Below are 16,379 nucleotides of genomic sequence, written 5' to 3' on the forward strand. Positions count from 1 at the left end.
GAGAGCCTCCGTTGTTGTCAGATATCAACAATTTTCCAAATCTGTTGATAAAATGAACAGATTCCTGATATTGATGATTGTAATTTTTATAATTACAATTATAATTAATTATAGAAAGAAATCAACAGGTTGTTCAGAAATTTGGAGGAAAATATATGGGACATGTAATAGCAGTAGCCGGAAAAGGCGGCGTAGGTAAGACAACTTTGTGTGGTCTGCTGATTCAGTATTTGTGTGAGAGCGGCAAGAAACCGGTTTTGGCAGTGGATGCAGACGCAAATTCAAATCTAAACGAAGTTCTCGGAGTTGAGACAGAGATCACTTTGGGAGAACTGCGGGAGGAAATAGAGCGCGCGGGAGTTGACAGCCGGTATCAGATTCCGGCAGGTGTGACCAAACAGGACTATCTGGAAATGAGACTGGCCGATGCGGTCACGGAGGAAGATGATTACGATTTAATGGTAATGGGACGCAGCCAGGGACAGGGATGTTACTGTTTTGTAAACGGACTGGTGCAGACACAGCTTCAGAGACTCCAGAGCCATTATCCCTATATTGTTGTGGACAATGAGGCAGGGATGGAGCATATCAGCCGCGGAATCCTTCCCACCATGCAGACTGCAGTTCTGGTGAGCGACTGTTCCAGACGTGGGGTACAGGCAGCGGGAAGGATCGCACGTCTGATCGAGGAACTGAATTTAAAACCTCAGAAAATGGGGCTGATCGTGAATCGGGCGCCGAAAGGTACACTGGACGCAGGAACCATGGAAGAGATTGAAAAGCAGAATTTAAACCTTCTGGGTGTAGTTCCCCATGATGATATGGTTTACCAATTTGACTGCGACGGAAAGCCTGCGGTACAGCTTCCCGGTGACTCACCGGTGCGGGCAGCGCTGAAAGAAATAGTGGAAAAATTAGGGTTGTAAAGATTAAAAACGGGTTACAGGGATTTGTCCTGTAATCCGTTTTTGGGTATGACGGGCATGCCGTCAGTCTGTGGTGAAAGTCCACAAGGGGCGTAGTTGCCGACGAACCCCAAAGCGACTCCCAAGGGTTACATCGTGAGATGTGGGCGAGAAGAAGGGATAGGAAAAGACCTTGCAAGGCTGACAGCATACTGTGGAGAACGCTAGTATTGGTTCGCCACCAAAACGTGTGTCAGCCGAGCAATCTCCAAAGACGTGCTGGGAAAAGCAGGACCTATTACGGTGGTGTGAGAGGGGAGTCCGGTGTAACAGAAATGACGGACCGGCTGGAGTTGTACAGTGCATTAAAAAAGTTGAATCTAACATTTTTGTAAGATACCTGGAAACGCTGGGAGGATGAGAAAAAATAAGTTATAATTATGACAGATAACAGTGAGAAGGAGCAGAGCAATATGAAGATCATGATCGTGGAAGATGACTTATCCCTGGCCAGAGAAATTTTCCTTCTCTGCAGAAAGTGGGATTTTGATACAGAATATATCAGAGCTTTTGAACATGTGGAGGCAGAGTTTATGCGCATCAAGCCGGATTTTGTCCTCCTTGATATCAATCTGCCTTATCACGACGGATTTTACTGGTGTGAAAAGATCAGAACTATTTCCAATGTGCCGGTCCTGTTTCTCTCCAGCCGCGAGATGAATGCCGATAAAATCATGGCGATGGCATCCGGCGGAGATGATTATATGGAAAAACCGTTTGATTCGGAACTTCTGCTTGTCAAAATCCGTTCCATGATAAGGCGTGCCTATGAATACCAGAAAAATGACAGGGAGTATCTGGCTGACGGAGGGTACTATGACAGCGCGGAAGGGGTCTTTACCTATGAAAATCAATCCGTGGAGCTGACAAAGTCTGAGAATAAGATCATGTGTGCCCTGATGGAGTGCAGGGGAAAAGTAGTGGAACGTGAAAAACTGATGCAGCATCTCTGGAACACGGATGAGTTTGTCACAGATGCGTCTCTGACAGTTCTGGTCTCACGGCTTAGAAGCAAGCTTCGGGATATATCAGGCGGAAAAGAGATCATTGGTACCAAAAAAGGAAGGGGATATTATATATTATGAAAAAGTATCTGGAGGACAGAACCCTTGCCATACTGCTTTTTTTCATGTCGTTTTTGTTTGTCAATCTGTATTTCGGAGTTATCTGCGCCACCAGGGTAAACATAGGTGATCTGCTTTATCTGGATGTCATAGGGACTGTGCTTGCCGTGACCGTTTTTCTGTCTGACTACAGAAAACATAGGAGAATCTGCAGAACGCTTGCCCAGGAGCAGGACATACCGAAAGAAGAGATAAAAAAACTGTTGGGGCACCAGCTCTGTGAGATATGGTGCCGGAGAAAGGAAGCAGATGAGGAAAAAATACAAAGTCTATACAATGAAATACTGGAACTGAGTGATTACATTACCCTTTGGGCACACGAAGTAAAGCTGCCCCTCTCTGCCCTGCGGCTTATGAATGAGAGAAATCAGGACAAGGTTTTGCAGGAGGAAATGCAGGATCCCCTGGAGCGGATACAGCAGTATCTCAACACCATGATGATGAGCAGTAAGCTGAAAAAGCCGGAGAATGACATAAAGCTTGAAAAAGTCAGCCTCAAAGAAGCCGCTGCGGAGGCTGTAAAAAATCATTCTTACTTTCTGATACGCCATAATTTTGCCATAGAGATGTATCTAAAGGATATTGCTGTCTACACCGACCGCAGATGGCTGGTGTATATGCTGGACCAGATGATTGGCAACGCGGTCAAATACCGGGGAGAAACGCCTGCGCTCACCTTCGGCGCTGAGACTGTTTCGCCGGGAAGTACGGATTTCTGGATCCAGGATAACGGCTGCGGCATATCCGGTGAGGAACTTCCCTATATTTTTGACAAAGGCTTTATTGGAAACAGCCAGAGGAATGGCAGCTACCGTTCCACAGGGATGGGACTGTACTTTGTAAAGCAGACAGCAGACAGGCTGGGGATAGGGATCAGGGCATATTCAGGGGAAAACAATACCAGGTTCACCTTTACCTTTCAGAATCATGCGGAACACTTTTTCCTGGAAGATCAGAGCAAACCTTGCAGAAATGTTAGAAACAGGGGAAAGGTGTTAGACAGATGCAAGGATTTCCCGCTCCTGTTTTGCTACAATTAGACTGTAAAGAAAAACAAAGGAGCTGGGGAAATGAAAAAAATAGTAGAAATTAAAAATCTGACAAAGGCTTATGGCCGCAAAGGGTATGAGTCGGTCGTGCTGAAAGATGTGATCATGGATATCTACGAACATGATTTTATTGCGATCATGGGACCAAGCGGTGCCGGAAAATCCACCCTATTGAATCTGCTGTCCACTCTGGACAAACCTACCAGAGGACAGATCATCCTGGACGGGGCGGATGTGACAAGAGTTGGAAACCGGCAGCTCTCTGAGATTCGCAGGGATAAGATTGGATTTATTTTTCAGGAGTATAATCTTCTGGACAACATGACGCTGCAGGACAACATCGCACTTCCACTGTCTCTGAATGGGAAAAAGAGAAAAGATATTCTGGAGAAAGTAGACAGAATGGCAGATATGTTCGGCCTGTCCGCCCATCTGAACAAGTACCCATACCAGCTCTCCGGGGGCCAGAAACAGCGCGGTGCCAGTGCCAGGGCATTGATCACAGAGCCCCGGATACTCTTTGCCGATGAGCCTACAGGAGCGCTGGATTCCCATTCCAGCCGGGATCTGCTCTACAGCCTGAAAGCTGCCAATGACTCAGGGAAAGCCACGATTCTTATGGTAACACATGATGCCTACACAGCCAGCTACGCAAAACAGGTATATTTTCTAAGTGACGGGCAGATTCAGTGCAGGCTGAACAGCAAGGAGGACAGAAAGCTTTTCTATGATGAGATTCTGAAACTTCTGGCATCCATGGGAGGTGAGGGGGAATGAGTCTGATTCGGCTGACCGTGTCAAATTTTAAACGGAATCTCAGAAATTACCTTTCACTGGTTTTGGCGCTGGCATTCTCTGTATTTGTGTTTTTTAACTTTCAGTGTGTCCTGTATTCGGATTCCATGACGGTACTGAACACCTATAATAAAGAGTATATAGACTTGATCGTAAGAGCATTATCTGTGATATTCGGTGTGTTTTTATTTTTCTTTATCTGGTATGCCACCAATGTATTTTTGAATCAGCGGAAACAAGAGATCGGTATCTATATATTCATGGGGCTGGACAACAAGAGAATCGGGAAAATGTATGCTCTGGAGGCTTTATTCTCCGGCCTGTTTTCCCTGGCAGCAGGACTGGGAGCCGGTGTTATATTTTCAAAGTTCTTCCAGATGATGCTGCTACGCATTTCAGATATCAGTGTGGATATTAAATTCTCCTTTTCTCTGAAGCCTGTTCTTGTGACATCAGGCGTTTTCATGGCAATTTATGGCCTTATGGTCGTGAAAGGATATGTATCCCTGGTCAGAAGCAGTGTACTGGATATGCTTTCCGGTGCGAAACAAAAAGAGATGAAGCCGGAACCGGTTTTTCTGACAGCCTTTAAGATCATTCTGGGTGTGGGTGTTTTGGGGGCAGGGTATTACTGCGCGGTTAAGACCGGTGATATTGACAGTCTCGGCTATGCCCTGGCTGCAGTTATCCTGGTCATTGCCGGCACCTATTTTTTGTACGGAGGCTTGATCCCCTGGCTGGTCAGAAGACTTACAAAAAATAAGCAGTATCTCTATCAAAAGCAGAGAAATCTGTGGATGAACAACCTGGCTTTCCGTCTGAAGCGAAATTACAGAACCTATGCGATCGTAACAGTACTAATGATTTGTTCTGTGACAGTCCTGGGAAGTTCCATGGCTCTGAAACAGAGGTATGAAAGGTTAGAACATTTCAGAACCACGTACACCTGCCAGGTCGTAGCCGCTAAAGAGGCGGACGCAGATGAGATACAGAATGGGATAGAAGAGGAGAACCTGGTAAAGTACAGAAGCAGTATCCCCATACTGGCTCTGGACCCGGAAAAACTCCATTCAAAATATGTAAGTGCCAATTACGGCATCACTTCAGAATCGGCCTTAAAAAAGGCTGCCGAGGAATCCGGCCTTTCCTATGAATATGCAAAACTGAAAGATGATGAATGTATTCACCTGACCCATATTATGCTGATGAGTTTCATGCCGGAAGAAAAAGAATTGGTAACCATCGGTGACCAGGAGTTCAGACAGATCGCAGAGAGTGATGTTCCATATCTGGGAGATCTGCAGAATGGTCTGAGCGTCTATGTGGTGAGCGATGCGCAATATGAAAGTCTGAAGCACTTGGGAGAAGTCATGTATATATACAGCTTTAAATTCCAGGATCCTGACAATCTGGAAGCTTCGGTTCCTTATCTTAAATCTCTGGCAAAAACGGACGGAGAGAGGTTTGTAGGTGTCAATCTGATCCGCACAGAAGATAAGGAAGGGGCCTGGGTGCGTGTTATGTACTCCCTCTGTGTATTCATGTTCGCAACGTTTATCCTGGCCTGCGGAAGCATTATCTTTATCAAACTGAACAATGAGGCGGCGGAAGATGCGGAACGCTACAAAGTGCTGCAGAAAATAGGGATCCAGCGGGGAACCCTTTACAGATCCATGAAAAATGAGATTCGCTTTACTTATTACTGTCCTTTTGTCCTTATGGTACTGACTTCTTATTTTGCCATCCATGCGGTGGGTACTGTAATGAAAGAGGATCTGTTTAGGATCAATGTATACAGCGCAGCCGCTATCTTGATTATATTCAGTGTCATTTATATTATATCCGTCCATGCATTCAGGAAAAAAGTGCTGGATCAAAAATAGGAAGAAAAAGATGCGGCGCCCCGTTATTTAAAAACGGGGTGCCGCATTTTGGCGTGATAGTCCAGAAAACAGAAAGGTGTTTTAGTATTTTCCATACCGGTCAACAGCTTCTAAGAGGGCTTCCATATTTTCTTCAGGACAGTCCTCCAGGGAGTAGCCGGTTGTGAATAAATAGCCGCCGCCGGGGGCCATGATTTCCAAATGCTTTTTCACTTCTTCTCTGATACGTTCCGGTGTGCCGTGCCTTACCGTGTATACCGGGAAGCCGCCCATAAGGCAGGCTGTATCCCCCAGTTCTTTTTTTGCCAGTTTTAGATCTACGTTCTCAAAATGGTATACCACCTTGTTCTTCGGCACCTCTTTTAGGTATGTCAGCCTTGTATTATAAGCACCTTCTGTGTAGACTACAGGTGTGATATTGTGGTCGATCAGCGCAAGGATCCATTTCTGCAGGTAAGGCCAGTACAGTTCCCTGTAATCCCTCTCACTGATAAAATTGTCAAATCCTTTGTGCAGCATAACCCATGCGTATCTGCAGCCGGTTGCCTGACAGAATCCAAGGCTCTGCTTTATATGCAGATCCGCAAAAATATCAAGTGCATGTCTTACATTCTCCCGTTCTTCGATCAAATCCGGCATCATGCCAAAAGTTCCCCTCAGGGTATCGCCAAGCATATCAAAAGCCGTGGCAGAGCCTCCGCCCATGATGGAATAGTAGCCAAGCTCCCTTAGCTTTTTGTCATATGTTCCAATAACAGCATTCATTTTCCGCGCCTCTTCAGCAGCAGCTAAAAGACGCTTGTAAACATTGACAGCCTGCGGAGATGTGAGCATCTGCTGTGCGCCTCCCACGATCAGATCATAATAATCCAGGTCAGCCATGGGTTCAAAGATCTCCATGGTACGGGGCAGGTGCTTTGTCAGCCAGAAACCTGCCGGATCCCTGAAAAATTCATCGTATTCCCCGTCCTTTAAAGTGGGATATTCTATAAACTGATAAGTGTTGTTTTCGTCCAGACCTTTGGGGTCGCCGGGCCAGCGGGCATTTTTCATCCCCAGATTTTCCAGGACCTTTGCGGCAGGGGTGAAATTGCTGATGCTACCGGTATCTGTGTAAGAGTATTTTTCATAGAAGGCCAGCATGGCACGGCAGGCCTTTTCATGGTCAACCATACTCTCAGCCATTGTGATCCCAGCCTTGTGAAGAGGGTAGGTGCCCACTAAAAGTGTGTTTGGCACTTTATCCGGCTCCTGGTTTGAGACGGCTGTTTCTACACGTTTTTTTCTTTCTTCATAAAGTTTTTCTTGATCCGTCATTGGTATTTCCTCCTTTCCCATGAGGAGCAGACATTATTATTTATATGAAGAGTATACCATTGTACCTGGCAGGCTTCTACAGCCGGGATACACAAGTCTTGACTTTTTCCAGACGGTTTTTTTGTATGGAACGTACAGAGGTTTCGCTTCACATTCTGGGTAGAATATACCTTTTGGGCTGCAGTTGTGTATAGCAGCGGGAAATCTGCAAAAAATGTAACAGAACCGTATGAAACAGTGGCAGTGATCAGAAAAAGAACGGAGAGTTTCATGGACAGAGAAGAGAATATAAATGAAATTTTAGCTTATTACAGCAGCAGAAAAGACAAAAAAGAACAGGAAATGATAGTGGCAATGTTAAGGGAACTACAGGAAATCTGTGGCGGGATCAGTCCGGCACTCCAGGAGAGGGCAGCATCTGCGGCAGGTGTGAAGAAATCTGTGGTGCAGTATCTGGTGCGGATGTACACAGGCTTAAAAGAAACACCCTATGAGCACACCGTCACGGTCTGTACAGGAAAAAGATGCAGAGACAAGGGCGGGGCAGCCGTTTTACAGGCTGTGAGAAACGAGCTGGGAATTAAAAAAGAAGGGATATCCGCGGACGGGAATGTATATCTGAATGTACGCGGCTGCCTGAGAAACTGTGGAAAGTCCCCTAATCTTCTCATTGACGGGAAGATGTTTTCCGGTGTCAAACCGGACCAGATAGGAGAAATTTTTAAAAAATGTTTTTGAATCTCATGTGCTTTTTGCATAATCCGAGCTGATTTCACAAAAGATAGCTAAATAAGGAATGAAATTGAAAGGACGAAAGATTATGGAAGAGTTCGGGATAAAAACATCCATCCATTTTGGCAAAAATGCATTGGAATATTTAAAGAAACTGCAAGGTGCCGGGATATGCATTGTCACTGACCCTTTTATGGTGGAGTCAGGGCTTGTGGAGAATATCACCAGATACCTGAAAGCAGGCAGTTATACCATCTTCAGCAATGTGGTTCCGGACCCGCCCCTTGAACTGGTGATCGAAGGTGTCAAAGAAGTGATAAAGCAAAAGCCTGACACTTTGATCGCCCTTGGCGGAGGGTCTGCCATTGATGAGGCAAAGGCTATCATGCATTTTTCCAGGCAAATCGGGAATCTGCCGGATATGGAGTTTATTGCAGTTCCAACCACCAGCGGAACCGGTTCGGAGGTCACATCCTTTGCCGTGATCACAGACCGGGTGAAGGGGATCAAATATCCTTTGGTAGATTCATCACTATTGCCGGACACAGCCATTCTGGATGCCAGTCTTGTGAAAAGTGTTCCGAAATCCGTGGTGGCGGACACCGGTATGGATGTGCTGACCCATGCGCTGGAGGCTTACGTCTCCACAAAGGCCAATGCGTTTACCGATGCGCTGGCGGAGAAGGCAGCGGTGACGGTTCTGCGGTATCTGGTGCGCTCTTATACGAATCCGGAGGACGCAAGGGCAAGGGAGGAGATGCATAATGCCTCCTGTATGGCAGGGCTGGCTTTTGACAAAACATCTTTGGGTGTGAACCATGCCATTGCCCATAATATCGGAGGCAAATTTAAGGTGCCTCACGGCAGGACAAACGCGGTCCTCCTTCCCTATGTGGTGGAATTCAATGCGGATATGACAGAATTCAATCCCAGGGAATACACTCTGGCAGCCGAAAAGTATGCGGCGATCGCCCAACTGGCAGGTTTCGGAGGCGGCAATGTGCGGGCTGGGGTAAAGAATCTCATTCGTGAGATCAGGAAAATGCAGGAACAGCTGAAAATGCCTGCAGGACTGAAAGACTGCGGTGTTTTACCTGAGGAATACCAGAAGCAGAAAGATGCTGTGACACAGGGGGCTTTGTCAGATGCCTGCATCCAGACAAATCCCAGAAAGGTTTCCCGGGAAGATATTTTAGAGATTTTAAAACGGGCATATCAGGGAATGCGCTGATACAGCCGGGGTAAGGAGTGCTGCGGGTATGGAAGTGAAAGAAAAACAGAGGATCATACAGGAATTTGTTCCGGGAAAACAGATAACCCTGGCCCACGTCATAGCTGGTCCTGACCCGGCCATCTATGTGAAGCTGGGGCTGGAACCGGAACAGATGGACGCCATCGGAATCCTGACCATCACACCCAGTGAGGGGGCGATCATTGCTGCGGATATAGCCACAAAAGCCTCAGATATCACCCTGGGCTTTATTGACCGGTTCAGCGGAGCGCTGGTGTTTACCGGAGATATCAGTTCTGTGGAGGCAGCAGTGAAGGAGATTCTTGAAACCATGGAAGAACAGCTTGGATTTGCAAAGGCCCCAGTGACCAGAACGTGAGAAGAGGAGCAAGGCAGTGAAAAAAGTCATATTTATGGGGCAGAGCGGCTGTGGCAAGACGACGCTGTGTCAGAAGCTGAATGAGGAAGAAATCCGATATAAAAAGACACAGGCTGTGGAACAGTATGGAGAATCCATAGATACCCCGGGAGAATATATGGAGAACCGTCATTTTTACAATGCTCTGATCATGACTGCCGTGGATGCGGGTATCATCGCTTTGGTGGCTGACCCCACATCAGAATACCGGGCGATCCCTCCCGGATTTGCGGGTATTTTTGGAAAAAAAGTGATTGGAGTTATTACAAAAATAAAGCAGGCCGGTGGGGAACAGATAAAGAAGGCGGAAAGACAGTTAAAGGAGGCAGGGGTAAGCCGGATCTTTCTGGTGGACACACCGGACGGCACAGGGATTGGAGAATTGTCAGAATTTCTGAACCGGGAAAGGGGAGCAAAATGAAAGAAGAACTATTAAGTGTGGGCATTGACTTGGGTACCAGCACCACGCAGCTTATTTTTTCCAGACTGACAGTGGAGAACATGGCAACCAGTTATACGGTTCCCCGGATGGTGATAACAAAGAAAGAGATCCAGTACAAAAGTGATATTTATTTTACACCGCTGCTTGACCAGACCAGAATAGATTTTGGCAAAGTCCGTGAAATCGTAGAGAGAGAATATGAGAAAGCAGGCATAAGAAAAGAGGAAATTGACACCGGGGCTGTCATTATCACAGGAGAGACAGCCCGAAAAGAAAATGCCAGTGAGATGATCCACGCACTCAGTGGATTTGCCGGTGATTTTGTGGTTGCCACAGCAGGGCCGGATTTGGAGAGTGTTATTTCCGGAAAGGGCGCGGGTACTGATCTCTATTCAAAGGAGCACCACCTGACAGCAGTAAATATAGATATCGGCGGCGGAACCAGCAACCTGGCGGTATTCAAACGGGGAGATACAGTAGATACCGGCTGTCTGGATATTGGGGGCAGGCTGGTTAAGATTGACAAAGATACCGGGCGGATCACATATATCGCACCGAAAATACAGAAAATCATTGATGCAGAAGGATGGGAATTGAGAATCGGGACCATTGCCAGTGAAAAACTTCTGAAACCGCTTTTAATACAGATGACAGAGATACTGGAACAGAGTGTAGGGCTGCGCAGAGACAATCCTTACTATGAAATGATGATCACGAACCAGGGGATCGCTTTGTCAGGAGAGACTGTCTGTATCAGTTTTTCCGGCGGGGTAGCGGATGCGGTCTATCATCCGGAAAAATTCAGGGAACCTTTTATGTTCGGCGATATAGGTGTGCTGCTGGGGCGGGCAATCCGGGAGTCAAAACTGTTTCAGGATCTGCAGGTCATTGAGAGCGCGGAGACTATCCGTGCCACGGTGGTAGGGGCCGGAAGCCATACAACTGACATAAGCGGCAGTACGATCACTTACACAAAGGAGCTGTTTCCGGTGAAGAACCTTCCCGTTTTGAAACTGAGCGAGGAGGAGAGCAGGCCGACAGCCATGGGAAATGCCATTAGAAAAAAGCTGGATTGGTTTATGGTGGAGGGCAGTATACAACAGGCAGCCATTGCATTTACGGGTGAAAACAATCCCAGTTTTTCCCGTATACAGGAATATGCAAAGGCTCTTCTGGAAGGCATGGAACCTCTTTTACATGCTAATCTGCCTCTGATCGTAGTTGTGGAAAATGATATGGCAAAGGTCCTGGGGCAGACCATGTATCACCTTCTGGAATGGAAGAAGGAAGTCATTTGTCTGGACGGCATCCATCTGGCGGAGGGCGAGTATATTGACATTGGCAAACCCATTGCAGAGGGAAGCGTACTCCCTGTGGTGGTCAAGACATTGGTATTTCATAAATGATAGAAAGCATGCTCCGCGCACTTTCGATCGTCATGAATAAAAAATAACAGGAGTCATAAGAACCGTAGCAAACAGAAGAAAGGAAGAAGCCATGATTTTAAAAACGAAATTATTTGGACACGTTTATGCTTTTCAGTCATTAAAAGAAGTAATGGCAAAAGCCAACGAGGAAAAATCCGGAGACAAGCTGGCAGGCCTTGCGGCGGAGTCGGCTGAGGAACGGGTAGCAGCCAAAATCGTGTTATCCCAGATAACACTGGAAGACCTGCGGAACAATCCGGCTGTGCCTTATGAGACAGATGAGGTGACCAGGATCATCCAGGATGACATCAGCGAACCTATTTACAATGAGATCAAAAGAATGACTGTCTCAGAACTCCGTGAGTGGATTCTGGATGAGGAGACAACAGGGGAAATGATCCGCCGGGTATCCCGGGGGCTGACATCGGAAATGGTGGCTGCTGTTGCGAAAATCATGTCCAATCTGGATTTGGTATACGGAGCCAGAAAAATCCGTGTCACAGCACACTGTAATACCACCATCGGTGAGGAGGGGACCTTGTCCTCACGCCTTCAGCCGAATCACCCTACCGATGACCCGGATGGTATTATGGCGTCTCTTTTAGAGGGGCTTACCTATGGCGCAGGGGACGCTCTTTTGGGGCTGAATCCGGTGGATGACTCTGCCGAGAGTGTTGCCAGAGTGCTGCACCGTTTTGAGGAAGTAAAACAAAAACATCAGATTCCAACCCAGACCTGTGTGCTGGCACATGTGACTACCCAGATGGAGGCCATCAGGAAAGGGGCGCCTGCGGATTTGATCTTCCAGTCTATTGCCGGTTCAGAGATGGGAAACACAGCGTTTGGCTTCAATGCAGCTACCATTGAGGAGGCGCGCCATCTTGCGCTGACAAAGGGAACTGCCCAGGGGCCAAATGTGATGTACTTTGAGACCGGGCAGGGCTCAGAGCTGTCCTCCGAAGCCCACCACGATACAGACCAGGTGACCATGGAAGCCAGATGTTATGGATTTGCCCGCCATTTCTCACCGTTTCTGGTCAATACGGTTGTGGGGTTCATTGGTCCGGAATATTTGTATGACGGACGGCAGGTGAACCGTGCCGGGCTGGAGGATCATTTCATGGGGAAACTCTCCGGTATTCCCATGGGATGCGATGCCTGCTATACCAATCACATGAAGGCAGACCAGAACACCATAGAGGATTTGTCAGTACTTCTGACCGCTGCCGGCTGTAATTATTTTATGGGAATTCCCCACGGGGATGATGTGATGCTCAACTATCAGACAACCGGTTTTCATGAGACCGCGGCACTTCGTGAGATATTCGGCCTGACTGCCATTAAACCATTCCACAAGTGGCTGATGAAGATGGGATATGTGGACGAAAAGGGACATCTGACCGCCAGAGCAGGAGATGCATCCACATTGTTTGTTTAATTACCAGAAGGAGGACTTATCAAGTGAGAGATGATGAAATTAGATCCATGGTGGAAAAAATCCTGGATCAGATGTTAAATACTTCCGCAGCCCCTGAGCCCAAACGCTCTGAGGTGATACAGACCACTGCAGAAGCATTGAAAAAGAAAGAGATACCGGCTGATTCCGGGGAATGTCTGGAGGATATTACAAAAACAGACCTGCGCCGCCAGCTTCTTGTAAAGGACCCTGTTGATGCAGAGGGGTATCTGGATATGAAAGCAAAGACACCTGCCAGGCTGGGAATCGGAAAGGCAGGGGCCAGATACCGGACAGCCACTATGCTGCGGGTGCGCGCAGACCATGCGGCGGCCCAGGATGCGGTGTTCAGCGACGTATCCGAGGAGTTTATTAAAAAGTGTGGTTTTGTCTTTGTAAAAACCCTTTGTAAGGACAAAGATGAATATTTGACACGGCCTGATCTTGGAAGACGCTTTCCCGCAGATGAACTTGAGGTCATCCGAAAGACCTGCGGCAGCCATCCAAAAGTCCTTGTGATCGTGGGGGATGGTCTTTCCTCCTCCGCCATTGAGGCCAATGTGGAGGATATGATCCCTGCCATCCGCCAGGGCCTTCAGATGCATCAGATCACCCTTCCCCCGGTGCTTTTTATCAAATATGCCAGAGTGGGGGCCATGGATGCGGTGGGAGAAGTGACGGATGCGGACGTGATCTGCATGCTGGTTGGAGAACGGCCGGGCCTTGTGACCGCGGAATCCATGTCTGCCTATATTGCGTATAAACCAAAGCATGGCCTTGCGGAGGCAAAACGTACCGTGATCAGCAATATCCACAAGGGCGGCACCACGGCTGTTGAGGCAGGCGCCCATGCGGCTGAACTGATAGTGAAGATGCTGGAGAAAAAGGCATCGGGAATAGATTTGAAATAAGCAGGAATTATTGGAGGAAATTATGAAACATGATGAACTGCGTCCCGCGATTCTGGGAATCCGTATGATTTCCAATGTCAGCGAGGATCTGGCAAAAGCACTGGAGCTGGGCCCCAGACATAAAAGCCTGGGGATCGTGACAGCAGATACAGACGATGTGCTCTACACTGCCCTTGATGAAGCCACAAAAGACGCAGACGTGGAGGTGGTCTATGCAAAATCCATGTACGCAGGCGCTGCCAATGCGTCCACGAAGCTGGCAGGTGAGGTCATCGGCATCATTGGAGGGCCAAGCCCTGCGGAGATTCGCAGCGGACTGAATTCCATCAGGAATTTCATGGAATATGGTCCCTGTTTTGTCAGCGCTAATGAGGATGACTCCATTGTCTATTACGCACACACGGTATCCCGTACGGGTTCTTATCTGTCTAAGACAGCAGGTATCCCCGAGGGGGAGGCACTGGCTTATCTGATCGCACCGCCTTTGGAGGCGGTTTATGGATTGGATGCTGCAATGAAGGCAGCAGATGTGGCCATGGCAGCTTTTTACGGCCCTCCGTCTGAGACCAATTTTGGCGGCGGCCTTCTCACCGGAAGCCAGTCCGCATGTAAGGCGGCCTGCTCTGCGTTCGCCCAGGCAGTGCAGACAGTGGCAGACGGGCCAAAAGACTTTGAATAAGGGAAAAGGAGAGTGAACCGATGGAATTAAAGGATAAAGACCTGGTTTCCGTCCAGGAGACAAGAGATCTGCTTCTGGAAGCGGAAAAAGCACAGCGGGAACTGGCACGTATGGACCAGGACCAGATTGACCGTATTGTAAAAGCAATCAGCGACGCCGGAGCTGCCCATGCAGAAGAACTTGCAAAAGCTGCCCAGCAGGAGACTGGTTTTGGTAAATGGCAGGATAAGGTGATCAAAAATATGTTTGCCGCCAGGGTGGTCTACGATGCCGTAAAGAGGGAAAAGACAGTGGGGATCCTCCACGAGGACAAGGAGCGAAAGGTGTGGGATATTGGCACTCCGGTGGGGGTGATAGCCGGGATCGTTCCCTCCACAAACCCCACCTCAACGGTTATTTACAAAGCAATGATAGCCTTAAAGGGGGGCAATGCCATTGTATTTTCTCCCCATCCGGGAGCTAAAAAATGTATCCTGGAAACCGTGCGGATCATCTCCCGGGCCGCATGTCAGGCTGGCTGCCCCCAAGGGGCTATATCAGCCATCAGTGTGCCTACCATGGAGGCCACACAGGCATTGATGAAGAATGACCGCACAGCCCTGATCCTGGCAACCGGCGGCGGAGCCATGGTTAAATCCGCCTATTCATCAGGAACGCCTGCCATCGGGGTGGGCGCAGGCAACGGCCCGGCATTTATCGACAAGAGCGCTGATGTAAGAAGAGCAGTAAAACAGATCCTGGACTCCAAAACCTTTGACAACGGGACCATCTGTGCCTCTGAGCAGTCCATTATTGTGGAGCGCTGCATGGAGGAAAAAGTGGTGGAGGAACTGAAATCCCAGGGCGCCTTTGTGCTGACCCAGGAACAGTCCAGACAGCTTGGAAAGTTCATTCTGCGGGCAGGCGGCACCATGAATCCTATGATCGTGGGAAAAACATGTGCTCAGATCGCAGAGTACGCGGGCCTCTGCGGTGTTCCGTCCTCAGCCAGAGTACTGGTGGGAAGAGAGACGAAAGTGGGAGCAGACGCACCCTATTCCAGGGAAAAACTGGCTCCCATCCTGGGACTTTTTGTGGAAGAAAATACCGACAGGGTGCTGGAGAGAAGCATTGAGATCCTTCATATGGAAGGTGCGGGACACACCTTTTCCATGCACGCAGAGGATGAAGCGCTGGTGAGAAAGTTCGCACTGCAGATTCCCGCATCCCGTTTTCTGGTCAATACACCGGGAGCGCTGGGCGGTATTGGAGCCACCACAGGTTTATTCCCGGCCCTGACACTGGGCTGCGGCGCAGTGGGAGGAAGTTCCTCCTCCAACAACATCGGGCCTCTTGATCTGATCAATATCAAACGTGTAGCATTTGGTACAAAAGAACTGGAAGAAATCCGCAGGGAAAGCGGGAGCATGCAGAATACTTCACAGATATCCGGCAGCAGCCAGGTAAGCCAGGAACTGATCAATGCCATTGTGGACAAAATTGTAAAAGAATTCGTCTGAATGAATTCAGATAAATGTAGAATACTAACAGAGAAAGTATCGTATCCTGCCAGGCGTTTTCCTAGGGGTACAAAATAGTTAAAGTGTTGAAAATTGGAGAATATTTGGAGGTAAATCATTATGGCAAATACAAATGCATTAGGTATGATTGAAACAAAAGGACTTGTGGGAGCCATTGAGGCAGCAGATGCCATGGTTAAAGCTGCCAATGTGGCGTTAGTGGGAAAGGAAAGCATTGGTGCCGGATTAGTCACCGTTATGGTGCGCGGAGATGTAGGCGCAGTCAAGGCAGCAACCGATGCAGGGGCGTCAGCAGCAGAGCGTGTGGGAGAACTGGTGTCTGTACACGTGATTCCCCGTCCTCACACAGAAGTGGATGTGATTCTGCCTCATCAGCTTGAAAAGAGCACAGGAACTTCCTATACAGAAGAGGCCTGAGAAAAAAACGTCC

At 48.2% G+C, this 16,379-nt stretch carries 16 protein-coding genes; 15 read left to right on the top strand and 1 reads right to left on the bottom strand.

Annotated features, from left to right (window positions below; translation table 11 throughout):
- The first annotated feature begins 155 nt into the window (after positions 1-155).
- From A4V09_RS06255 to A4V09_RS06275, 5 genes are all read left to right on the top strand, one after another.
- The gene (locus A4V09_RS06255) at positions 156-926 is read left to right on the top strand and encodes an ATP-binding protein (protein ID WP_065541593.1); all 771 of its coding nucleotides are present in this window, start codon (positions 156-158) and stop codon (positions 924-926) included.
- Positions 927-1,345: 419 nt separating this feature from the next.
- Positions 1,346-2,050 carry a response regulator transcription factor gene (locus A4V09_RS06260; RefSeq protein ID WP_242963978.1) on the top strand — a complete coding sequence of 235 codons (705 nt, stop codon included), beginning with the start codon at positions 1,346-1,348 and terminating at the stop codon, positions 2,048-2,050.
- Positions 2,047-3,129, top strand: coding sequence for a sensor histidine kinase (locus tag A4V09_RS06265; protein WP_065541594.1), 1,083 nt, complete (start codon positions 2,047-2,049; stop codon positions 3,127-3,129). Before A4V09_RS06260 ends, A4V09_RS06265 begins: the two co-directional genes overlap by 4 nt.
- A gap of 30 nt (positions 3,130-3,159) precedes the next feature.
- Positions 3,160-3,915 carry an ABC transporter ATP-binding protein gene (locus tag A4V09_RS06270; protein WP_065541595.1) on the top strand — a complete coding sequence of 252 codons (756 nt, stop codon included), beginning with the start codon at positions 3,160-3,162 and terminating at the stop codon, positions 3,913-3,915.
- Positions 3,912-5,816, top strand: coding sequence for an FtsX-like permease family protein (locus A4V09_RS06275; protein ID WP_065541596.1), 1,905 nt, complete (start codon positions 3,912-3,914; stop codon positions 5,814-5,816). The genes A4V09_RS06270 and A4V09_RS06275 overlap by 4 nt, the downstream gene beginning before the upstream one ends.
- A gap of 81 nt (positions 5,817-5,897) precedes the next feature.
- On the opposite strand, the gene A4V09_RS06280 is transcribed toward A4V09_RS06275, so the two are convergent.
- Complete coding sequence (locus A4V09_RS06280) at positions 5,898-7,133, bottom strand: uroporphyrinogen decarboxylase family protein (protein ID WP_065541597.1); 1,236 nt, start codon at positions 7,131-7,133, stop codon at positions 5,898-5,900.
- 270 nt (positions 7,134-7,403) lie between these two features.
- On the opposite strand from A4V09_RS06280, the gene A4V09_RS06285 reads away from it, so the two are divergent.
- The 10 genes from A4V09_RS06285 to A4V09_RS06330 all read left to right on the top strand — a co-directional run bounded on the left by A4V09_RS06285 (position 7,404) and on the right by A4V09_RS06330 (position 16,366).
- Complete coding sequence (locus A4V09_RS06285; protein WP_065544661.1) at positions 7,404-7,871, top strand: NADH-quinone oxidoreductase subunit NuoE family protein; 468 nt, start codon at positions 7,404-7,406, stop codon at positions 7,869-7,871.
- A gap of 82 nt (positions 7,872-7,953) precedes the next feature.
- On the top strand, positions 7,954-9,096 hold the full coding sequence (locus A4V09_RS06290) for a 1-propanol dehydrogenase PduQ (RefSeq protein ID WP_065541598.1): 1,143 nt from the start codon (positions 7,954-7,956) through the stop codon (positions 9,094-9,096).
- A gap of 28 nt (positions 9,097-9,124) precedes the next feature.
- Complete coding sequence (locus tag A4V09_RS06295; RefSeq protein WP_171285709.1) at positions 9,125-9,475, top strand: BMC domain-containing protein; 351 nt, start codon at positions 9,125-9,127, stop codon at positions 9,473-9,475.
- A 16-nt stretch (positions 9,476-9,491) separates the two neighbouring features.
- Positions 9,492-9,935, top strand: coding sequence for a EutP/PduV family microcompartment system protein (locus A4V09_RS06300; protein ID WP_065541599.1), 444 nt, complete (start codon positions 9,492-9,494; stop codon positions 9,933-9,935).
- Positions 9,932-11,362, top strand: coding sequence for an ethanolamine ammonia-lyase reactivating factor EutA (gene eutA / locus A4V09_RS06305; protein ID WP_065541600.1), 1,431 nt, complete (start codon positions 9,932-9,934; stop codon positions 11,360-11,362). The genes A4V09_RS06300 and eutA overlap by 4 nt, the downstream gene beginning before the upstream one ends.
- Positions 11,363-11,453: 91 nt before the next feature.
- Positions 11,454-12,821, top strand: coding sequence for an ethanolamine ammonia-lyase subunit EutB (locus A4V09_RS06310; RefSeq protein ID WP_065541601.1), 1,368 nt, complete (start codon positions 11,454-11,456; stop codon positions 12,819-12,821).
- 23 nt (positions 12,822-12,844) lie between these two features.
- Complete coding sequence (gene eutC / locus A4V09_RS06315; protein ID WP_065541602.1) at positions 12,845-13,750, top strand: ethanolamine ammonia-lyase subunit EutC; 906 nt, start codon at positions 12,845-12,847, stop codon at positions 13,748-13,750.
- A 22-nt stretch (positions 13,751-13,772) separates the two neighbouring features.
- Positions 13,773-14,429 carry an ethanolamine utilization microcompartment protein EutL gene (gene eutL / locus A4V09_RS06320; protein WP_065541603.1) on the top strand — a complete coding sequence of 219 codons (657 nt, stop codon included), beginning with the start codon at positions 13,773-13,775 and terminating at the stop codon, positions 14,427-14,429.
- A gap of 20 nt (positions 14,430-14,449) precedes the next feature.
- Positions 14,450-15,928, top strand: a complete 1,479-nt coding sequence (locus A4V09_RS06325) for an acetaldehyde dehydrogenase (acetylating) (protein WP_065541604.1) — start codon at positions 14,450-14,452, stop codon at positions 15,926-15,928.
- A gap of 120 nt (positions 15,929-16,048) precedes the next feature.
- Positions 16,049-16,366 (top strand): BMC domain-containing protein, encoded by a 318-nt coding sequence (locus A4V09_RS06330; protein ID WP_065541605.1) that lies wholly within the window; start codon positions 16,049-16,051, stop codon positions 16,364-16,366.
- Positions 16,367-16,379 lie beyond the last annotated feature (13 nt).

This window comes from Blautia pseudococcoides, from assembly GCF_001689125.2.
GTDB classification, from domain to species: Bacteria; Bacillota; Clostridia; order Lachnospirales; family Lachnospiraceae; genus Blautia; species Blautia pseudococcoides.

Excerpts from the sequence above, each read along its gene's own strand:
- eutL (WP_065541603.1), top strand. The coding sequence starts at position 13,773 with ATGAAACATGATGAACTGCGTCCCGCGATTCTGGGAATCCGTATGATT.
- A4V09_RS06270 (WP_065541595.1), top strand. The coding sequence starts at position 3,160 with ATGAAAAAAATAGTAGAAATTAAAAATCTGACAAAGGCTTATGGCCGC.
- eutA (WP_065541600.1), top strand. The coding sequence starts at position 9,932 with ATGAAAGAAGAACTATTAAGTGTGGGCATTGACTTGGGTACCAGCACC.
- A4V09_RS06260 (WP_242963978.1), top strand. The coding sequence starts at position 1,346 with ATGACAGATAACAGTGAGAAGGAGCAGAGCAATATGAAGATCATGATC.
- A4V09_RS06290 (WP_065541598.1), top strand. The coding sequence starts at position 7,954 with ATGGAAGAGTTCGGGATAAAAACATCCATCCATTTTGGCAAAAATGCA.
- A4V09_RS06295 (WP_171285709.1), top strand. The coding sequence starts at position 9,125 with ATGGAAGTGAAAGAAAAACAGAGGATCATACAGGAATTTGTTCCGGGA.
- A4V09_RS06265 (WP_065541594.1), top strand. The coding sequence starts at position 2,047 with ATGAAAAAGTATCTGGAGGACAGAACCCTTGCCATACTGCTTTTTTTC.
- A4V09_RS06325 (WP_065541604.1), top strand. The coding sequence starts at position 14,450 with ATGGAATTAAAGGATAAAGACCTGGTTTCCGTCCAGGAGACAAGAGAT.
- A4V09_RS06255 (WP_065541593.1), top strand. The coding sequence starts at position 156 with ATGGGACATGTAATAGCAGTAGCCGGAAAAGGCGGCGTAGGTAAGACA.
- A4V09_RS06280 (WP_065541597.1), bottom strand. The coding sequence starts at position 7,133 with ATGACGGATCAAGAAAAACTTTATGAAGAAAGAAAAAAACGTGTAGAA.
- A4V09_RS06285 (WP_065544661.1), top strand. The coding sequence starts at position 7,404 with ATGGACAGAGAAGAGAATATAAATGAAATTTTAGCTTATTACAGCAGC.
- A4V09_RS06330 (WP_065541605.1), top strand. The coding sequence starts at position 16,049 with ATGGCAAATACAAATGCATTAGGTATGATTGAAACAAAAGGACTTGTG.
- A4V09_RS06310 (WP_065541601.1), top strand. The coding sequence starts at position 11,454 with ATGATTTTAAAAACGAAATTATTTGGACACGTTTATGCTTTTCAGTCA.
- A4V09_RS06275 (WP_065541596.1), top strand. The coding sequence starts at position 3,912 with ATGAGTCTGATTCGGCTGACCGTGTCAAATTTTAAACGGAATCTCAGA.